This window comes from Sinobacterium caligoides, assembly GCF_003752585.1.
Taxonomy (GTDB): Bacteria; Pseudomonadota; Gammaproteobacteria; order Pseudomonadales; family Sinobacteriaceae; genus Sinobacterium; species Sinobacterium caligoides.
The window spans coordinates 763704-782062 of the sequence record NZ_RKHR01000004.1 but is presented as its reverse complement, the minus strand read 5'-3'; the positions used below and the strand labels follow the sequence as shown (position 1 = coordinate 782062).

15 protein-coding genes are annotated in these 18359 nt (G+C 52.3%); 12 read left to right on the top strand and 3 right to left on the bottom strand.

Going from position 1 to position 18359, the window contains the following annotated elements:
- Window positions 1-287: 287 nt before the first annotated feature.
- Both EDC56_RS10205 and EDC56_RS10200 read right to left on the bottom strand, forming a co-directional pair.
- The gene (locus tag EDC56_RS10205) at window positions 288-968 is read right to left on the bottom strand and encodes a replication protein P (protein WP_245980679.1); all 681 of its coding nucleotides are present in this window, start codon (window positions 966-968) and stop codon (window positions 288-290) included.
- Window positions 874-2238, bottom strand: coding sequence for a DnaT-like ssDNA-binding domain-containing protein (locus EDC56_RS10200; RefSeq protein ID WP_123712407.1), 1365 nt, complete (start codon window positions 2236-2238; stop codon window positions 874-876). Before EDC56_RS10200 ends, EDC56_RS10205 begins: the two co-directional genes overlap by 95 nt.
- Window positions 2239-2524: 286 nt before the next feature.
- On the opposite strand from EDC56_RS10200, the gene radA reads away from it, so the two are divergent.
- Both radA and EDC56_RS10190 read left to right on the top strand, forming a co-directional pair.
- On the top strand, window positions 2525-3895 hold the full coding sequence (radA, locus tag EDC56_RS10195) for a DNA repair protein RadA (protein WP_123712406.1): 1371 nt from the start codon (window positions 2525-2527) through the stop codon (window positions 3893-3895).
- Window positions 3896-3979: 84 nt separating this feature from the next.
- A complete protein-coding gene (locus EDC56_RS10190) occupies window positions 3980-5074 on the top strand; it encodes an NAD-dependent epimerase/dehydratase family protein (RefSeq protein WP_123712405.1) in 1095 nt (364 codons plus the stop codon).
- A 14-nt stretch (window positions 5075-5088) separates the two neighbouring features.
- Here EDC56_RS10190 and ettA read toward each other — a convergent pair whose 3' ends face one another.
- A complete protein-coding gene (gene ettA / locus EDC56_RS10185) occupies window positions 5089-6753 on the bottom strand; it encodes an energy-dependent translational throttle protein EttA (RefSeq protein WP_123712404.1) in 1665 nt (554 codons plus the stop codon).
- Between the two features lie 381 nt (window positions 6754-7134).
- Between ettA and EDC56_RS10180 the strand changes: the two genes are divergently transcribed.
- The 10 genes from EDC56_RS10180 (at window position 7135) to EDC56_RS10135 (ending at window position 18317) form a co-directional block, all read left to right on the top strand.
- Window positions 7135-10506 (top strand): bifunctional diguanylate cyclase/phosphodiesterase, encoded by a 3372-nt coding sequence (locus EDC56_RS10180; protein ID WP_123712403.1) that lies wholly within the window; start codon window positions 7135-7137, stop codon window positions 10504-10506.
- Window positions 10507-10666: 160 nt separating this feature from the next.
- Window positions 10667-11926: a serine hydroxymethyltransferase gene (gene glyA, locus EDC56_RS10175; RefSeq protein WP_123712402.1), complete on the top strand. Its 1260-nt coding sequence runs from the start codon at window positions 10667-10669 to the stop codon at window positions 11924-11926.
- 168 nt (window positions 11927-12094) lie between these two features.
- On the top strand, window positions 12095-12568 hold the full coding sequence (nrdR, locus tag EDC56_RS10170) for a transcriptional regulator NrdR (protein WP_123712882.1): 474 nt from the start codon (window positions 12095-12097) through the stop codon (window positions 12566-12568).
- A 10-nt stretch (window positions 12569-12578) separates the two neighbouring features.
- The gene (gene ribD / locus EDC56_RS10165) at window positions 12579-13751 is read left to right on the top strand and encodes a bifunctional diaminohydroxyphosphoribosylaminopyrimidine deaminase/5-amino-6-(5-phosphoribosylamino)uracil reductase RibD (protein WP_123712883.1); all 1173 of its coding nucleotides are present in this window, start codon (window positions 12579-12581) and stop codon (window positions 13749-13751) included.
- 1 nt (window position 13752) lies between these two features.
- Window positions 13753-14412: a riboflavin synthase gene (locus EDC56_RS10160; RefSeq protein ID WP_123712401.1), complete on the top strand. Its 660-nt coding sequence runs from the start codon at window positions 13753-13755 to the stop codon at window positions 14410-14412.
- Between the two features lie 141 nt (window positions 14413-14553).
- Entirely contained in the window at window positions 14554-15684 is a 1131-nt protein-coding gene (gene ribBA / locus EDC56_RS10155) for a bifunctional 3,4-dihydroxy-2-butanone-4-phosphate synthase/GTP cyclohydrolase II (RefSeq protein WP_123712400.1), read from the top strand.
- Window positions 15685-15732: 48 nt separating this feature from the next.
- Complete coding sequence (gene ribH, locus EDC56_RS10150) at window positions 15733-16206, top strand: 6,7-dimethyl-8-ribityllumazine synthase (protein ID WP_123712399.1); 474 nt, start codon at window positions 15733-15735, stop codon at window positions 16204-16206.
- Window positions 16207-16263: 57 nt separating this feature from the next.
- Window positions 16264-16725, top strand: a complete 462-nt coding sequence (gene nusB / locus EDC56_RS10145; protein ID WP_123712398.1) for a transcription antitermination factor NusB — start codon at window positions 16264-16266, stop codon at window positions 16723-16725.
- A gap of 109 nt (window positions 16726-16834) precedes the next feature.
- Window positions 16835-17794, top strand: coding sequence for a thiamine-phosphate kinase (gene thiL / locus EDC56_RS10140; RefSeq protein WP_123712397.1), 960 nt, complete (start codon window positions 16835-16837; stop codon window positions 17792-17794).
- A gap of 16 nt (window positions 17795-17810) precedes the next feature.
- A complete protein-coding gene (locus tag EDC56_RS10135) occupies window positions 17811-18317 on the top strand; it encodes a phosphatidylglycerophosphatase A family protein (protein ID WP_123712396.1) in 507 nt (168 codons plus the stop codon).
- The last annotated feature ends 42 nt before the right edge of the window (window positions 18318-18359 follow it).

The window sequence follows — 18359 nt, the reverse complement described above, 5'->3', positions numbered from 1 at the left end:
AATCATTATTTGTTTAAAGTTGTTATTGTTAGATATAAAGCAGAAATTGTGCCACTCATAATTTCTCATTACTTTATAAGTGCTTACATTTTTCCCCGAGGGAGATAGAGCGTCGTAGGGGGCCGTTGGCGGTACGGCACTGTGCATGCACCATTGCTGTGCGCTATTTTTAGGCATTGTTATAGGAGTGAGTGACTTTAGCGAGAACTAGAGGGGGCAGGGGGGCCTGAAAGAAAGGGGGCTGAGGATAGTTAGGCTGAGGCAGGCCCCCGGGCGGGGGCAGGCTGCTAAAGTTCGGTATCTTGCTTTAGTTTGTCGAGGGCGGCGCGTCTCTGCTCGCTGTTGAGAGGGCGATTGATCGTCTCTGGCAACGCAAGAGGCGGCTCGACGACGAGCTCTTCGCCCTGCCTGACTCTCTCGCAGAGACGATCGTAATGTCCCTTGAAGATAGGGAATACCTTGTATTCGCTACCGCTTTCGATCAAGAACCAGTCGGTCTGCTGGCCGGCAAAATAGACGGCAGGGTGGCTCCATTGATGACTGCGTCGGGGCTTCGGTGCGTTACAGGCTTCGACGTAGGCGGAGCGGACGTCCGGTAGGCCCAAGCTGTCGAGGGCGCTACAGTGTTTTAAAATACCGTGCACAGTCGGTAGAAAATCGGACTCTCTGATCGCCTGATGAGTGGCTTGAATAATGCTTTCTGCGCTGAGGTGCTTTAGGTTGTTGAACCATAGTTTCTTGGCGTAGTGCAGCTTTTCTGCCGTTGGGAAGGCGTTGCGAAACTGGTTGTGGTAGACCAAGTCGAATTCGGCGAACATCTGGTTGACTGCGGCAATGACAGCATCCTTGTCGGGAGCTGTATGCTGCTTACTTTTAGAGGTCGTCGGCCCAGCTTGAGTCGGTGTGTTTTTCGACAAGGCTGCGTTGGTCTTTGCCAGTAAAGTTTTGATGTCCTTGGGATCCGACATTTTTCGCTTCCAGTTGGTGGCGTCGCGCCCAGTGGTGCTTCACGTGCTGAATGAATTTAGAGTTCCAAGAGCGCTGTGGCTGTTGGCTGTCACGCCAGAATATCACGAATTCACCGATCAGGCTCTCCGCGAAGGTGAGATCGATGTTGGCCATGCGTAATACGTCGAGAGCGTCGGCGCTCGGAGACCAGTTGCCGGGCATTAGTTGTGGCAAGCTGTCGTTGTCAATGGTGGCGCTATAGCGCGCCCAGGTGATGCGAATATGTTGTAGAAACTTGGTGTTCCACTGACCAGCGCCGGAATCACGCTCGCGCCAATAGAGAATAAACTCTGGCACGGCGTTGAAGATGAAGTCGTGATCGACACCATCGCGAAGCATGATCTCAACGGCTTCAGCATTGGGCTGCCAGTCGTTAAGGTCGGCGGCGGCGGCCGTTTGGCGCTCTTGTTTATTCTGTTTTTTGAGCTGTTGCTGATTGTTGCGAACCTGCTGATACTGCCACTCTTTAACGATGTGACGGTGAAACTTACTCTCCCAGCTGACGTGTCGCTCGGCGGCATCGAGCCAGTAGGTGACGAACTCGCCAACCTGTTGTTGGCAGAACTCGACAGGTACGCCATGGATGACGCTGAGTTGTTGAATCTTACTTTCACTGGGCCGCCAGTCGGAGGGAATTAACTGGCCGTTATTCTTGGCCCCGAGTGTTGGCCAGCTGGGGGCAATAGTACGTTGCTGGAGGTTGTTAACGCCGCTGTTATTATTCCGCTGTTGGGCTGAATAGCGGTGCTCGGACTCTCCTGTTGAAGTCTGCGTATCTCTGACTGCGTTATGGCTATCTCGCATAGGGGGGGGAGACGTGGCGTTTGGCGTTAGCTGGCGCTTGCGCGGTGTAAAATTGGGCAGGTTACGGCTTATGGTGCTGCGTGTGCTAGTGCTGCGATTCTTGCTGGGTGTGCTGCTTTGGTTGAGGGCAAAACGGTAGTGGTCAGTTAGGGCCAGCTGTGGAGAGTCTAAGCGAATGAGACCAGCGTCACGAAGCTGGTCACTAATGCGCTGAATATCATTTTCTGTCCAGAAGGGGAGTAATGCGAGCAGCTTGCTCTTAGGTAGCTGCAGCCAACGAAAGCCCCCTTGCTCAGGGTTCTCAGCGTGCAGCGCATAATCACTTAGCGCTTGCAGCAGCACGGCGCACTCTAGACCTATTTGCTCGGCTAGGCGGCTTGGGATAACAATGTTGCGCTGCTGCACTAGAGAAAGTGGCATATTCATGGGGCCCGGAAATCTACATTCGAACCGCGTATTCTACGATGCGCTTCATCTCGATACCAGCCAAGAGAGTGAAAATTGACTGACAGATGACATGTCTTGAACAGATTGTAGACTATGCTGGCGATAGGTGTTTTTCCAGTTTATGGCAGTAAGCAGATGTAAGGGGGTTACCCTCTCTCTCAACTCGTTCTAGTATCATGGCGGTTGAGCTGAGTGGCGGCAGTTGACATCGCTGGTACAGTTGTCGAGTATGAGCGCGATTGATGGATAGTCTAGGGTGATTTAAGTGGCAAAGAAAAAGACGACGGCCTATGTTTGCAGTGACTGTGGTTCGGACTACAGCAAGTGGCAGGGGCAGTGTGGCGATTGTGGCGCTTGGAACACCTTGAGCGAAGTACGTATAGGTCCTGCGCCAACGACGGCAGGCGCAAGTCGTAGCGGTTATGCCGGAGTGAGTTCTGCGAAAGTAGCGACTCTTGCGGAGATCAACCTAGCTGAGATGCCGCGTATCTCCAGTGGCATGTTTGAGTTCGATCGTGTGCTTGGTGGTGGTCTGGTACCTGGCTCTGCGATCCTCGTCGGTGGCCACCCGGGGGCAGGAAAGTCCACTCTGTTATTGCAGACGATGTGCTACCTAGCGGAGCAAATACCAGCGCTTTACGTCACCGGTGAGGAGTCTTTGCAGCAGGTAGCGATGCGTGCCAATCGTTTGGGCTTGCCGACCGCTAAGCTACAGATGCTCACGGAAACTAGTGTCGAGCAGATTATTTTTGCCGCCGAGCAACATAAGCCGAAGGTGTTGGTGGTCGACTCTATTCAGACGACGCACCTGGCGGATATCAGCTCTGCTCCGGGAAGCGTATCGCAGGTACGGGAGTCGGCGGCCTATCTCACCCGCTTCGCCAAGCAGACCGGCACGGTTTTGTTTCTCGTGGGGCACGTGACGAAGGACGGTTCGCTGGCGGGACCGAAGGTGCTGGAACATATGATTGACTGCTCTATTTTATTGGAGGGCAGTAGTGATAGCCGATATCGTACGTTACGTGGGCAGAAGAATCGTTTTGGTGCGATCAACGAGTTAGGTGTCTTTGCGATGACAGAGCTGGGCATGAAAGAGGTGAAGAACCCGTCGGCCATCTTTCTCTCACGTGGCAAGGAGATTAGCTCGGGTAGCATCGTGATGGTGATTTGGGAGGGTACTCGGCCGCTACTGGTTGAGCTGCAAGCGCTTGTCGATGAGAGCCAGGGGGCAAACCCGAAACGTGTTGCTGTCGGCCTCGACCAGAACCGCTTAGGTATGTTGTTGGCTGTGTTGCATCGTCACGGTGGCCTGATGATTGGTGACCAAGACGTCTTCATCAATGTTGTCGGCGGTGTAAAGGTGCTCGAGACTGCGACCGATTTGGCGCTATTGTTGTCGGTGGTTTCGAGCTTTCGCGATAGCCCGCTGCCGAGAGATTTAGTGGTCTTCGGTGAGGTGGGGTTATCGGGTGAGATAAGACCGGTGCCTAGCGGGCAGGAGCGGCTAAGCGAGGCTGCAAAGCACGGCTTTACGCGCGCCATCGTGCCACGAGCCAATGCGCCGAGGTCGCCGATCGAGGGCATGACGGTAGTGGTTGTCGACAAGCTTAGCCAGGCGATTGAGGCGTTGAGCTAGCGGTCGAAAAGCTTTAAGAGGACTATACTTTGCCTCAGTGATGGGACCTGAGGGCGTGTCGATGCATATCGAACGGTACGCTAGATGAGTGTACAGAGCCACGATCGGCAGCGATTGAAGACGGTGCCGTTAGGGCGGGTGTTGGTGACCGGCGGAGCGGGGATGCTGGGCTCCCAGCTAGTGCAAAAATTACTGGAGAATGGTTATCGGGTGCGCTCGTTTGATCAGCAGCATCAATCTATTGAGCACCAACGGTTGGAACTTCTCGAAGGTTCGCTGAATGAACAGAGTGATTTGCAGCAGGCTTGTGAGGGGGTTGATACCGTTTTTCACGCCGCAGGTGTGATCTCGATGTCGGGACATGCGGAACTCGTTAGCGAGGAGGATCGTCGCTGTTGGCGAGTGAATGTCGAGGGCACTGATCGGCTACTGTCAGCCTGCCAACGTGCCGGCGTTAGTCGTTTTGTCTATACCAGCTCAAACAGTGTCGTCTTTGATGGTCGCGCGATCGTCGATGGTGATGAGACACTGCCCTATGCCAGCCGCCCTGGATTAGATATTTATAGTCGCAGCAAGATGATGGCTGAGCGGGCAGTGTTGGCGGCTAATGGGGTGGAGGGGATGCTGTGTTGTGCCCTGCGGCCGAGTGGCATCTGGGGTGAGGGGGACAAAGTCGTCTATAACCGTTTGATGGTGATGGCGGCGTCGGGTTGGCTGCGCTGTCGTATCGGCAGTCCGCGAGCGCGTCTCGATAATAGCTTTGTGTTGAACTTAGTGCAGGCAGAGTTATTGGCCGCCACTCATCTTTGTGCCGCGGGTGGGGCGGCGGGTCAGGCTTACTTTATCAACGACGGTGAACCGGTGAATATGATGCAGTTTGCTGAGCCGTTGTTGGCGGCGGTTAATCACCGTCTGCCTACGCTATTACTACCGGAGATGGTGTTGAAGGTGATGGTTGGATTCTGGCGGGGAATGTATGAGTACTTTGGGGGGGCGGAGCCGGTCTTGACGACGATCGCGTTGCAGCGGATTACGGTGGATAACTTTTATAGCATCGCCAAGGCGAAGCGAGAACTGGGTTATCAGCCTGAATACTCAACGGAGCGGGCGCAGGCGATAAGCATCGATTACTACAGCGCTGTCTATCACGAGGCGAAACAGGCCCGGGGGCGGGCCTGATCCGTGGGGGAGTGCTATTTTAGTTTGCGGTACTTCACTCGTGTGGGTACGAGCTCTTTGACACCGGTGCGGGCCAGTCGCTCCTCCATGTAGTCACTGAAGTTGCCCTCGTGGAAGATGGCTTTTGATTCGTCCTCATAAGCGAGAATGTGTGTGGCAACACGATCGAGGAACCAGCGATCGTGTGAGATGACCATAATGCAGCCGGGGAAGGAGAGAATGGCCTCTTCGAGGGCACGAAGGGTCTCGACATCCAAGTCGTTGGTGGGCTCATCGAGCAGTAAGACGTTGTGGCCACCGCGCAACAACTTGGCGAGATGGACGCGGTTACGCTCACCGCCAGAAAGGTCGCCAATACGCTTCTGTTGATCGGAGCCTTTAAAGTTAAAGCGACCGACGTAGGAGCGTGAGTTAATCTCATAATTCCCTACGCGAATAATATCTTGGTCGTCGGAGACCTCTGACCAGACGGTCTTGTCATCATTGAGGTCGTCACGGCTCTGATCAACCATGCCTAGGCTAACGGTCTCGCCGATACGAATGCTGCCTGCGTCAGGTTGCTCTTGGTTCATGATCATCTTAAACAGCGTTGACTTACCGGCACCGTTGCCGCCTATGATGCCGACAATGGCGCCTCGAGGTACGGTGAAGTTGAGGTCGTTGATGAGTACCTTGTCGCCAAAAGACTTGCTGACTCCTTCAACTTCGATGACGACATCACCCAATCGCGGCCCGGGTGGAATATAGATTTCTTGGGTTTCGTTGCGAACTTGGAACTCTTGCGAACTGAGCTCATCGTAACGGGCCATGCGTGCCTTACTCTTCGATTGACGGCCTTTGGCGTTGGAGCGAACCCATTCGAGCTCTGCAGCCATGGAGCGTTCGTGAGCTTTCTGCTGTTTTTCCTCCATTAGCAGTCGTTGATCCTTGGCGTTCAGCCAGTCGGAGTAGTTGCCTTCGTAGGGGATGCCGCGTCCGCGATCGAGCTCGAGAATCCAGCCTGCAGCATTATCGAGGAAGTAACGGTCGTGGGTGATGGCGACGACGGTGCCGGTGAACGTGGTGAGGAAGTGTTCCAGCCAGGCGACACTCTCTGCATCAAGGTGGTTGGTTGGTTCGTCGAGCAGCAGCATGTCAGGCTTTGATAGCAGTAGCTTACAGAGCGCGACACGGCGTCGCTCACCGCCGGAAATCTTGGTGACATCGGCATCCCAGGGTGGCAGGCGGAGTGCATCAGCAGCCACTTCGAGGGTGTGCTCAAGGTTGTGACCATCCCAAGCATTGATGATATCTTCTAGCTGTCCCTGCTCTTTTGCTAGGGCATCGAAATCGGCATCTTCTAAGGCGTATTCGGCATAGACTTGGTCGAGTCGGGCGAGGGCGTCAACGGCAGCACGAACGCCGTCTTCGACGTTGCCACGAACATCTTTAGCGGCGTCGAGTTGAGGTTCCTGAGCGAGATAGCCAATTTTTAGGTCAGCTTGCGGGCGTGCCTCACCGATGTACTCTTGATCGATGCCAGCCATGATACGTAGCAGCGTGGACTTACCCGAGCCGTTGAGACCGAGTACACCGATTTTGGCGCCGTGAAAGAAAGACAGAGAGATGTCGGCAAGAATTTGTCGTTTTGGTGGAACGATCTTTCCGACACGGTTCATAGTGTAGACGTATTGAGCCATCGATAGGTGTCCTTAAAGGATGAAAGCTGTTTTTAAACTAACTACTTAGCTGGGATTTTCGCATTATAGCAGTAGAACAATATGGCTGGAATCAATCCTGTGCTTATTAGCTCGTGATGCGGTGATTAGCTGTAAAAGATACCGTCACTGCTAGCCCCCGTCCCAGTGACTGGTATATGGTGAATGTTGCTTAGGTTGTGCAATGTATTGGCTTGGCTCAGCGCAGTTAGGGGAGGAAGCTAAGAGGGAAGCAACGTACTGAGGGGAGCTACTATTATAATAGGGCCACCTTTCTCCATGGTTGGCTTATTTCAGTGGATTGATTAAGTGGTTCCTTGCTCTCCGGGGCAGAGAGATAATAACTATAAGAATTTTGGTAGCATGCAGGATTTTTTTAATATTAGCTTAGGCTCACTAATTGCAGATCACGCGGAAGCCTTCGTGGTGACAGATGCAGGCGGTGTTGTGCTGTATCAAAACGCAGCAGCAGAGTCTCTTTTTGCGCAGCCGCTAACGGAGGGCGTGCCCAATCAGTGGCAAAATATATTTAGCCCGCAAACCTACCCGCGCTTTTTGGACAGTCTCAATTTGTTGGCTGAGGGGTGTGTGGTCGCTGAACAGATGTATAGCCTGCGAGTCAAAGAGGGCAACAGGCGCTACCTTGTCGGTAACTACCCTTTTCAGCAGGTGGGTAGTGTGGCGCAAATCATGTGGTATTTTCGTCCGTTAGTCGAAGAGCATACGGTGACCGACGTCGCGATGCAGGCCAATCGCTATAAGACACTATTTGATGTCTCCATCGCACCTCAATGGGTGCTCGCCATTGAGCCTGCTTATCATATGATGCTGGCGACGGGGATTCGTTGTCAGGCTGACTTAAAGCGACGCCTCGATAGCGATGAGCCCTTTATCGAACATTTTAGGCAGTGCATAACGCTGATAGAAGTTAATCAGTCAGCCTTGAAGTATATGGGGGCCGCATCCAGTGATAAAGTGCTTGCATTGGCCTCGTTTCCAGATCGTTACCTTAGCTACTGCGCCGCTGCGGTCGTTGCCATGATTGAGGGAATGAAGGAGTATCGCTTTGAGGTGGGTGGTGAGGGCGCGGATGGCAAGGTGTATTGCTGTAACGTCATCGCGGCGCTGCCCGAGACCGGCGATCTTGATCGAGGGATCTTGTTTACCGGTTTCGACTCTGGAAAGTTAAAAGAAATTCAGAGGGATATAGAGCATCGCGAGCGTTTCTTGTCGGCGACGCTGACTGCTGTGCCTGATCTATTATTCGTCTATGACTATCATGGTGCGAAGGTACGATTTATTAATCAATTGGCCAGAGAGCACTTCGGTGTTGTCGAGGCGGATTGTGAGCACTTAGAAGATAGAGATAGTGAGCATTACTTACACTTCGATGATCACCTAGATAGGGATGAGTTGGTCGATTTCCTGAAGAGGCTGTCCAGTGGTGAGGTGGTAGAGAAGGAGGTGAGGCTGCGTCATATTAGTGGCGAATGGCGACGCTATGCCACTCGTACCAGCGGTATTGTTAACCATCTTGGGCGCACCACCTACAGCGTCACTATTGCGACCGATATTACTGAACGGCAAAAAATTAAAGATAAGCTCGATGACCAGCAGCGCAATTATCGCCTGTTGGCAGAGAACTTTAGTGACATCATCTGTACGACTGACACCCGCTTACGTATTAACTATATAAGCCCCAGTGTTGAGAAAACCCTAGGTTTTCCCGCCAGTGAGTTTATTGATAAACAGCGCCAAATGGCGGTGCAATTCCCCGCGCTGGCACTGATTATGCGCCAGTTGGCCGATGACTTTTTTGGCTTGGTCGGTGATGAGTTTCAGCCTCTAGAAGAGCAAAGAGAGTATCTACGTTTACATGAGTTAGAGGTTGAGCACTGCCTGGGACATAAAGTGTCGTTAGAGTTGCAGAGCAGCCTAATGTGGGAGGATGATGGTCGCTTACAGGGGTTGTTGATCATCTGTCGAGATATTACTCAGCGTTTGAAGGCGGAAGATGACCGGCGCTTATCGGCTAAAGTGTTCGATAATAGCCTGCAGGGGATCTATATCACGGCGGCCGATGGAACCATCTCGCAAGTGAATAAGGTGTTTACCGAAATCACGGGATACAGTGCCGAAGAAGCCATTGGTTGTCGCCCCTCTTTTTTGTCGGGCAGCCGTCAGGCAAAGGTGAGCTTTGGCCGTACAATCGCCCCGATACTACAAAAAAATGGTTTCTGGCAAGGCGAACTGGACAGTAAACGAAAGAACGGTAAGGTCTTTCCTGCGCAGATTGGTGTGACTTCGGTATGCGGGAAGCATGGCGAGCATATTGGTTATATTACCTCCTTTAGCGATGTGACTGAGAGTAAGCGCAGTGAGGAACGTATTCGAAAGTTGGCGTTTTATGATTCGTTGACGGGGCTGGCCAACCGCAGTCTGTTTCAGGAAAAGCTGCAGTCGCGTCTACAGTTGGCTCAACAGAATGAATTGTTGCAGCCGTTACTGTTTATCGACATGGATGGATTTAAGGCGATTAATGACTCCCTTGGTCACGGTGCCGGAGACTTGCTGCTGAGTCAGGTGGGGCAGCGTTTACAGATGAGTATGGATGAGCGCAGTGATGCTGCTCGTATGGGCGGAGATGAGTTCACGGTTACCCTCGGGCAGTGCGATAACCACGACGAGGCTGTGGCGCTGTCGAAGCGTACTGCGCAGTCGTTACTGGCAATACTTTCTGCGCCGTTTTTTGTGCAGGGAAAAGAGGTTTTTCTCAGCGCCTCTATTGGCGTGGCAATCTATCCCTCCGATGGCTGTGATAGCATGACGCTACTGCAGAATGCCGATGCTGCGATGTATCATGCGAAGGCGGCGGGCAAGAATAACTATCAATACTATGCCGGGCTGATGAATAGTGCGTCACTGGATAAGCTTGAGCTGCAGAATGACTTACATCGCGCTGTCGCAGCGGGAGATTTTGAACTCTACTATCAACCGGTCGTTGATTTGTCGACGCGACGGGTGGTTTCTGTAGAGGCTTTAGTACGCTGGTTTCATCCGCAGAGAGGCAATATACGTCCGGAGGTTTTTGTGCCGCTAGCGGAGGAAGCAGGACTGATCGTCGGTGTGGGTAACTGGGTGTTGAATGAAGCCTGCATGCAGATGGCCGAATGGCGTCGAGAAGGTGTTGCCCTGCAGCGTATCGCGGTGAATATTTCGGCGCTACAGTTTTCAGAGGGGGGGCTGCTTCGTCATATTATCAACGCATTGGAAAGTAGCGGTTTACCGAGTCACTGCCTGGGATTAGAGATTACTGAAAGCTTACTGATGGAGGATGTCTCCTATACCCTTGGTATGCTGGCAGATCTGAAGGCGATGGATGTGAATGTCTCAATCGATGATTTTGGTACCGGCTACTCGTCGATGAGTTATCTGAAGCAGTTTCCAATCGATCATCTAAAAATTGATCGTAGCTTCATTGCTAACGTACTCGATAGCGAGCAGGACAAGGCGATTACTACGGCGATTATTGCCATGGCGAAAAGTTTTGATCTGTCAGTGATCGCCGAGGGGGTGGAGAGCGAGCAGCAGGCGCTTTATCTTGAGGAGCTTGGTTGTGATAGTTGTCAAGGCTACCTTTATGGTAAGCCGATGTCTGCAGAGGATATTAGTCGCTTGCTTGAGGATAGTGCGCCACTCGATCGCCAGTTACAGAAGGTTATCAGGGGTGAGTAAATCGATAAATGCTGATTGCGTGGTCAGTTTTTCCCGTGTATTTCTTGCATATTGTTTCTCTCTGAATGAGTTTTGACGGTCGCGGAGCGGGTGTGTTTTGTGTAGAATGCGCGGCTTCCACATCCTATAACGACCTTATCTTTGTAAGGGGATACAACTGATGTTTAATAAAGATATGACTATCGCAAGTTTCGACCCGGAACTGCAAGCAGCCATGGATAGAGAAGTTGTGCGTCAAGAAGAGCACATCGAACTTATCGCTTCTGAAAACTACGCTTCACCAAGGGTTTTTGAAGCCCAGGGTTCTGCGCTAACGAATAAGTATGCGGAAGGGTATCCTAGTAAGCGCTACTACGGTGGTTGTGAGCATGTGGATGTCGTTGAGCAGCTTGCCATCGATAGGGCGAAAGAGCTCTTTGATGCAGGTTATGCCAATGTCCAACCTCACTCTGGCTCTCAGGCTAACGCTGCTGTCTATATGGCACTCTGTGCGCCGGGCGACACTGTTTTGGGAATGAGTCTTGCCGAAGGTGGCCACCTGACGCACGGTTCTTCTGTTAGCTTTTCTGGCAAGATGTACAACGCTGTACAGTATGGTCTCAATGCCGAAACGGGCGAGATTGACTACGACGACGTTGAGGCAAAGGCGCTAGAGCATAAACCAAAGATGATCGTGGCTGGGTTCTCTGCCTACTCTTTGGTGGCCGATTGGGCACGTTTCCGAGAGATTGCCGATAAAGTCGGTGCTTACCTAATGGTCGATATGGCGCATGTTGCCGGTCTCGTGGCTGCAGGTGTCTATCCTAACCCAATGCCCTTTGCCGATGTGGTGACATCGACAACGCATAAAACTCTCGGTGGCCCTCGCGGCGGTCTGATTCTTACCAAAGGTGGTGATGAAGCGCTAGAGAAGAAGCTTAACTCTGCGGTATTCCCCGGCAGTCAAGGCGGCCCATTAATGCACGTTATTGCCGCTAAGGCAGTGTGTTTTAAAGAGGCGTTGTGCGACGAATACAAGAGCTATCAGCAGCAGGTCGTGAAGAATGCTCAAGCTATGGCAAAAGTTTTTATCGAGCGTGGCTATGATGTCGTCTCTGGCGGCACCAAGAACCACCTTTTCCTGCTGAGCTTAATTAAGCAGGACATCACCGGTAAAGACGCTGACGCCGCTCTTGGTTTAGCGAACATTACTGTGAATAAGAACTCAGTGCCCAACGACCCTCGCTCACCTTTCGTGACTAGCGGTCTGCGTATTGGTTCGCCATCGGTAACACGTCGTGGTTTTAGTGAGCAAGACTGTGCTGATCTAGCGGGCTGGATTGCTGATATCCTTGATAACATGGGTGATGAGTCTGTGCTGAATGACGTCAAAGGTAAGGTGTTGAGCATTTGCACTCGTCTACCGGTTTACGAAAAGTAAGCTAAAGCGATATTTAGCGTTAAAGCAAAGGCCGCAGGGTAGCACCCTGCGGCCTTTTTTGTGTTCATTGCCATTGTATTTAGTCTGCTGAACGATGGGTTAACGGCTCAGGGGAAGGCTGTGTTAGAATCAGCGCCTCTATTCATATTCACACTGTTCTGGTTTTCTATGCGCTGCCCATTTTGTTTTGAAGCTGAAACCAAGGTTATCGATTCTCGTTTAGTTGCCGAAGGCGATCAGGTGCGTCGACGCCGTGAATGCCTAAGTTGTAGTGATCGTTTTACAACTTATGAGATGGCTGAGCTGTTGATGCCTCGGATTATCAAAGGTGATGGTACTCGTGAGCCGTTTCATGAAGACAAACTACGTTTTGGCATCTTAAAGGCGTTGGAGAAACGGCCTGTTAGCATGGAGTCGATAGAGGCCGCTGTCGCGCAGATTAAGCATCAGCTGCAGGCGACTGGCGAACGAGAAATTGACTCGCGTATTGTCGGCGAAAAGGTAATGGAGCGTCTTCGTACCCTCGATCATGTGGCCTATGTACGCTTTGCCTCAGTCTACCGAGACTTCCAAGATCTAGACGAGTTCCGCAGGGAGATCGACCGTCTCTCCGCGGGAGATGAGGGCGGCAGCGATGGTTAGCCCGCTGACGATGCAGGCTTCAGAGCGTGACGACTACTACATGTTGCGCGCTATTCGCCTAGCCAGGCAAGGGCTCTATACCACCTCACCGAACCCTCGTGTCGGTTGCGTCTTGGTGCGCGACGATGAGGTTGTCGGGGAGGGCTTTCATCGGTTCGCAGGTGAGGGGCACGCAGAGGTGAACGCCTTGGCTGTCGCCGGAGAGCAGGCTAAGGGGGCGACAGCTTATGTCACATTAGAGCCCTGCAGTCATACCGGTCGAACCGGCCCCTGTTGCGAGGCTTTAGTGAAGGCCGGTGTGGTGCGTGTCGTGGTGGCGATGCAAGACCCAAACCCGGCTGTCGATGGCGGTGGCACACACTTTCTTCGGGCACATAATATTGCCGTTGTCTGCGGTGTGCAGGAGGCTACGGCACGAGCGCTCAACCCTGGTTTCATCAAGCGAATGACTAGTGGGTTGCCATTGGTTACCGCTAAGTTGGCGATGAGTGTCGACGGTCGAACGGCGATGCAGAGTGGTGAGAGTCAATGGATCACGGGTCCTGCGGCTCGCAGTCAAGTGCAGCGATTACGTGCGCGCAGCTGTGCCATTGTTACCGGCGTCGGCAGCATATTACACGACGATAGCTCGTTGACAGTTCGTGTGTCCGAGCTGAGCTTAGACGATGCCGAACAGATCTGTCGGCGCCAGCCTCTGCGCGTTATCATGGACAGTGGTTTGCGCACCCCCGTAACGGCGAAAATTCTTCAACAGCCGGGCAGAACGGTGATTGCCTATTGTCGTGATGACCAAGAGCGTCGAGCCGCGCTGGTGGCCGCGGGAGCCGAGTTAATACAGCTACCGTGCCGTGATGATCGGGTTGATGGGCGGGCGTTGCTGCGCTGGTTGGCGAGTGAGCAACAGTGTAATGAGGTATTATTGGAAGCAGGTAGCCAGCTAGCGGGAAACTGGCTCGGGCAAGGTTTGATCGACGAACTACAGTTGTTCATGGCGGCTAAGCTGCTGGGTAGTAAGGCGCGCCCGCTGTTTTCCCTACCGTTGGATACGATGAAAGAGCAGGTTGCGTTAGATATTAGTGATATTCGTGCCGTGGGCAACGACTGGTTAATTAGCGCTAAGCCACAGATTATCGATGAGCAGTGTGCTGTAAAGGCACCCTCGGACGAAGCAGAGAGTCACTGATATGTTTACAGGTATTGTCGAAACGATGGGGACTGTCCGGCAACTGCTGCGGCGCGAAGGGGATGTTAGCTTGGAGATCGCCAGCGCTGACATGAGCCTCGATGATGTGCAGTTAGGGGACTCGATCGCGATTAATGGCGTCTGCCTTACCGTTACGGCGCTGCAAGGGACAGGTTTTTCTGCCGATGTTTCTGTTGAAACGATGGACTATACCAGTATCGGTCAACTTCAGGCGGGCAGCTCGGTTAATCTCGAGAAGGCGTTGATGCCGACGAGTCGCCTGGGTGGCCATATCGTGAGTGGCCATGTCGACGGTGTCGGTGAGGTCATTGAGCGCTTTGACGATGCTCGCTCGGTGCGCATGTGGGTCCAGGCCCCTGCAGAATTGGCTCGCTATATTGCCCATAAGGGCTCAATCACCATCGACGGCGTGAGTCTAACCGTCAATAAGGTTGATGGTGCACGCTTTGAACTTAATATTATACCTCACACCGCCGAACGTACCCTGTTGATGAGTTATCGCCCGGGGAGACGAGTGAATATAGAGGTCGATGTGATTGCGCGCTATTTGGAGCGATTATTAACAAGTAAAGAGGAGTCAGCGCCAACTGACGAGGGGATGACTCTCGCTAAACTGGCAGAAAGTGGTTTTCTAAAGTAGATTTGACGCAGCTGGGGCCATCCCGCGTTCGGTTGTAGTACAGGTTGTAGTACAGGTTGTAGTACAGGTTGTAGTACAGGTTGTAGTACAACAGACGCGCAAGGGGCACGGGCAATTATTTAAAAGTAAATGGGTATAACAATGGCTTTAAACACCGCCGAAGAAATTATTAACGACATTCGTCTCGGTAAGATGGTCATCCTGATGGATGATGAGGACCGTGAGAACGAGGGTGATCTAGTCATCGCCGCCGAATGTGTCAATGCCGCCGAGATCAACTTTTTTGCGACGCATGCACGAGGGCTGATTTGTTTGACTCTGAGTGAACAGCGCTGTGCACAGTTAGACCTACCACTAATGGTGCGGGATAATGGTGCGCAATTTAGTACTAACTTTACCTTTTCTATTGAGGCTACTAGCGGTGTCACTACCGGTATCAGTGCCGCTGATCGTGCTCATACTATTCGTACCGCGGTTGCTCGTAATGCGGAGCCGAGCGATATTGTCATGCCGGGGCACATCTTTCCTCTGATGGCTAAACCGGGCGGCGTCCTCTCGCGCGCAGGTCATACTGAGGCGGGTTGCGACCTCGCTCGTCTTGCCGGCTTTGAGCCTGCCGCAGCAATAGTTGAAATTATGAACGAAGACGGTACCATGGCGCGTCGTTCAGATTTGGAAGTGTTTGCCGTTGAGCATGACCTAAAGATCGGTACCATTGCTGACCTGATTCACTATCGCGTTGCCAATGAGAAGACTATTGAGAGAGTCAGTGTCGGTGAGATTGACACTGACTTCGGCCCTTTCAATTTGCATAGCTTCCGTGACACCAGTGAGGGAAAACTGCATTTTGCCCTCGTCAAAGGTGACATTAAGGCCGATGAGCCAACATTGGTTCGAGTTCACCTCGGCTCTACAGTACGAGACTTAATGAGTGCTAAGATCCCAGGAAAAGAGCAGGGCTGGAATGTGCGCCGTTGCTTAGAGCGGGTTGCCGAAGTAGGTAAAGGCGTGGTGCTGTTGGTTGATAACCCTGAATCACAAGAGGAGTTGTTGGCTAGTGTCGAGGTGGCATTGGGCAATCAACCGAAGCCAAAACCAGAAGGTGTTGGCACCCAGAACACCTATTTTACCGTTGGTATAGGCTCACAGATTCTGCGTGAGGTGGGTGTTGCTAAGATTCGCCTGATGGGGCCACCGATTAAGTATAATGCGATCTCGGGTTTCGACTTAGAGGTCGTCGAGTATGAGCCGGTCGAGAGAGCGGCTGAATAAAGTCAGCCTCGAACAATTAATTGATATAAAAGCTATAGTGAGAACGTGATGAAAGATATTAAGACAATCGAAGGTGATTTTGTCAGCGGTACTAAGAAGCGGTTCGCCCTCGTTGTGGGTCGCTGGAATAGTTTTGTCGTAGAGAGCATGTTGGAGGGCGCTATTGATTATTTACTGCGTCACGGCATCGACAAAGATGATCTCACTATCATCCGCTGCCCCGGAGCTTTTGAGATTCCATTAACGACCAAAAAAGTCGCTCAAACGGGTAAGTTTGATGCGGTCATCGCATTGGGAGCTGTGATTCGTGGTGGCACACCACACTTCGAATACGTCTCTGGTGAGTGTGTTAAAGGTTTATCACACGTGAATCTAGAAAGTGAGATTCCGGTAACCTTTGGTGTTTTGACTGTCGATACTATCGAGCAGGCGATTGAAAGAGCGGGAACAAAGGCGGGCAATAAGGGTGAGGAGGCTGCTGCCTCTGCACTTGAAATGGTCAGCTTGCTGGATCAGCTGTAAACCCTAAACTGTAGATAAGGCTGGGCACGTTGCCCGGCTGTTTGATTGAGAGTATTCATGAGCAAGCAAACTAACGGCACCCCTAAGCCACCGCTATCGCAAACTCGCCACAAGGCGCGTCATTATGCGATGCAGGCGCTCTATCAATGGCAGATGGCCGGCAGTGCCGTGAATGCTATCGAGGCTCAGTTCCGTGCCGAGTACGATATGAGTAAAGTGGATGTACATTACTTCCATGATCTATTGCACGGTGTGCCAGCGAACCTAACTGAGATAGAGGCCCTGTTTGAGCCGCTGCTCGATCGTAAGCTAGCTGATATCGACCAGGTAGAGATGGCGTTATTACGTTTGGGCACCTACGAGTTGCTGAAACGCATCGATGTGCCCTATAAAGTGGTGATTAACGAGTCCGTTGGTTTGGCGAAGAAGTTTGGCGCTGCCGACAGTCACAAATATGTCAACGGAATCCTTGATAAGCTCGCTCAGCAGTTACGCCCAGACGAGTGTGCGGCAAGCTAAAGCAGTGGCTGCGTGATCATTTGCGTAATATTGTTAAAGAATAAGCCTCTCCATGAGGCTTATTTTATTTGTGGCAAACCTTTTTCTGAGAGTGGCTGAGTAATCCAGCATGAACGAGTTTGATTTGATCGCACGCTTCTTTCGACGTCAACATGATGGCGAGGGGGTGGTGCTCGACAACGGTGATGATTGTGCGGTGCTCGATATAGAGCCCGAACAGCAGCTTGTCGTTTCAATTGATACGATGGTTGCTGGTGTGCACTTCCTCGCTAGTATGCCGTCTAGAGACCTTGGCTACCGTGCGTTGGCGACGGCGTTGAGTGACTTAGCGGCAATGGGCGCGCAGCCGCGTTGGTTTACTTTGGCGTTGACCCTTCCTGCGATTGACGAGGCTTGGTTGGCTGGTTTTAGCGAGGGCCTGTTCGAGCTGGCCGATAAGCATCAGATGGCGTTGATTGGCGGCGATACGACCCGCGGTCCGCTGACGATCTCTATACAGGTGCATGGTGTTGTTACACGAGGGCAATATCTTTCTCGTGCAGCAGCGGAAGAGGGTGATATTATTGCCGTAACGGGAAGTCTAGGTGATGCCGCTGCCGGTCTACGCGTTGCACAGCGACAGTCACTCGCAGAGACGGCAGAAGAAGCTTTTCTTTTGCGGCGTTTTGAGCGACCAACGGCACGTATTGAGGAGGGCCTGCTGCTCCGAGACTATAGTCGTTGTGCTATCGATATCTCCGATGGTTTGTTGGCTGACCTCGGTCATATCTGTGCTGGCAGCGGTCTTGGTGCAGAAATTGAGGCGGCATTGTTGCCCTGTTCTAGCGCGTTATCCACGGTTAATAGTAATGAGCGGCTAGAGTTTCAGTTACGCGGTGGTGATGACTATGAGCTATGCGTGACCGTAGCACGGGAAAATTGGTCAACGCTAGCGGCGCAATTCTCGTCTCGAGATTGGCCGCTGACCAAGATAGGGCGTATGGTCGCTGGCAGTGGTGTTTGCGTGCATGATGGCGATGAGGCTCTTTCTGCCTTGCCTATGAGTGCGAACGGCTTTAAACATTTCTAACAGGTGTATTGAAAGCATGAGTAACGAGGAATCGGTCACGCAGTCAGAGTCAGAACTGCCGCTACCGCATAACAATTTTGTCCACTACGCGGCTTTTGGTTTTGGTAGCGGCATGGCGCCGAAGGCGCCGGGTACCTTTGGTACAGTAATGGGGGTGTTCATTTATGTTGCGCTATTGCAGGGCTGGTCACCCTGGTGGTACTTGATCATGCTGCTGAGTACGACTGCTGTAGGCATCTACCTTTGTCATCGTACTGCGGCGGAGCTGCAGGTGCATGACCATCCCGGTATTGTTTGGGACGAGTTTGTCGGCTACTGGATTACCATGTTTCTAGCGCCGTCAGGTTGGTTGTGGATCGTCTTGGGTTTCGTCTACTTTCGCTGTTTTGATATTCTAAAGCCCTGGCCGATCAGCTGGTTGGATAAAAGGGTTGAGGGTGGCTTTGGCATTATGGTCGACGACATATTGGCGGGTGTCTTTGCCATGCTTTTATTGCAGTTGACGGCGCTGCTGGTTCTTTAAAACCCTCGAACGGGCGAATAGCGTGGCTATTAGGCCGCTTAA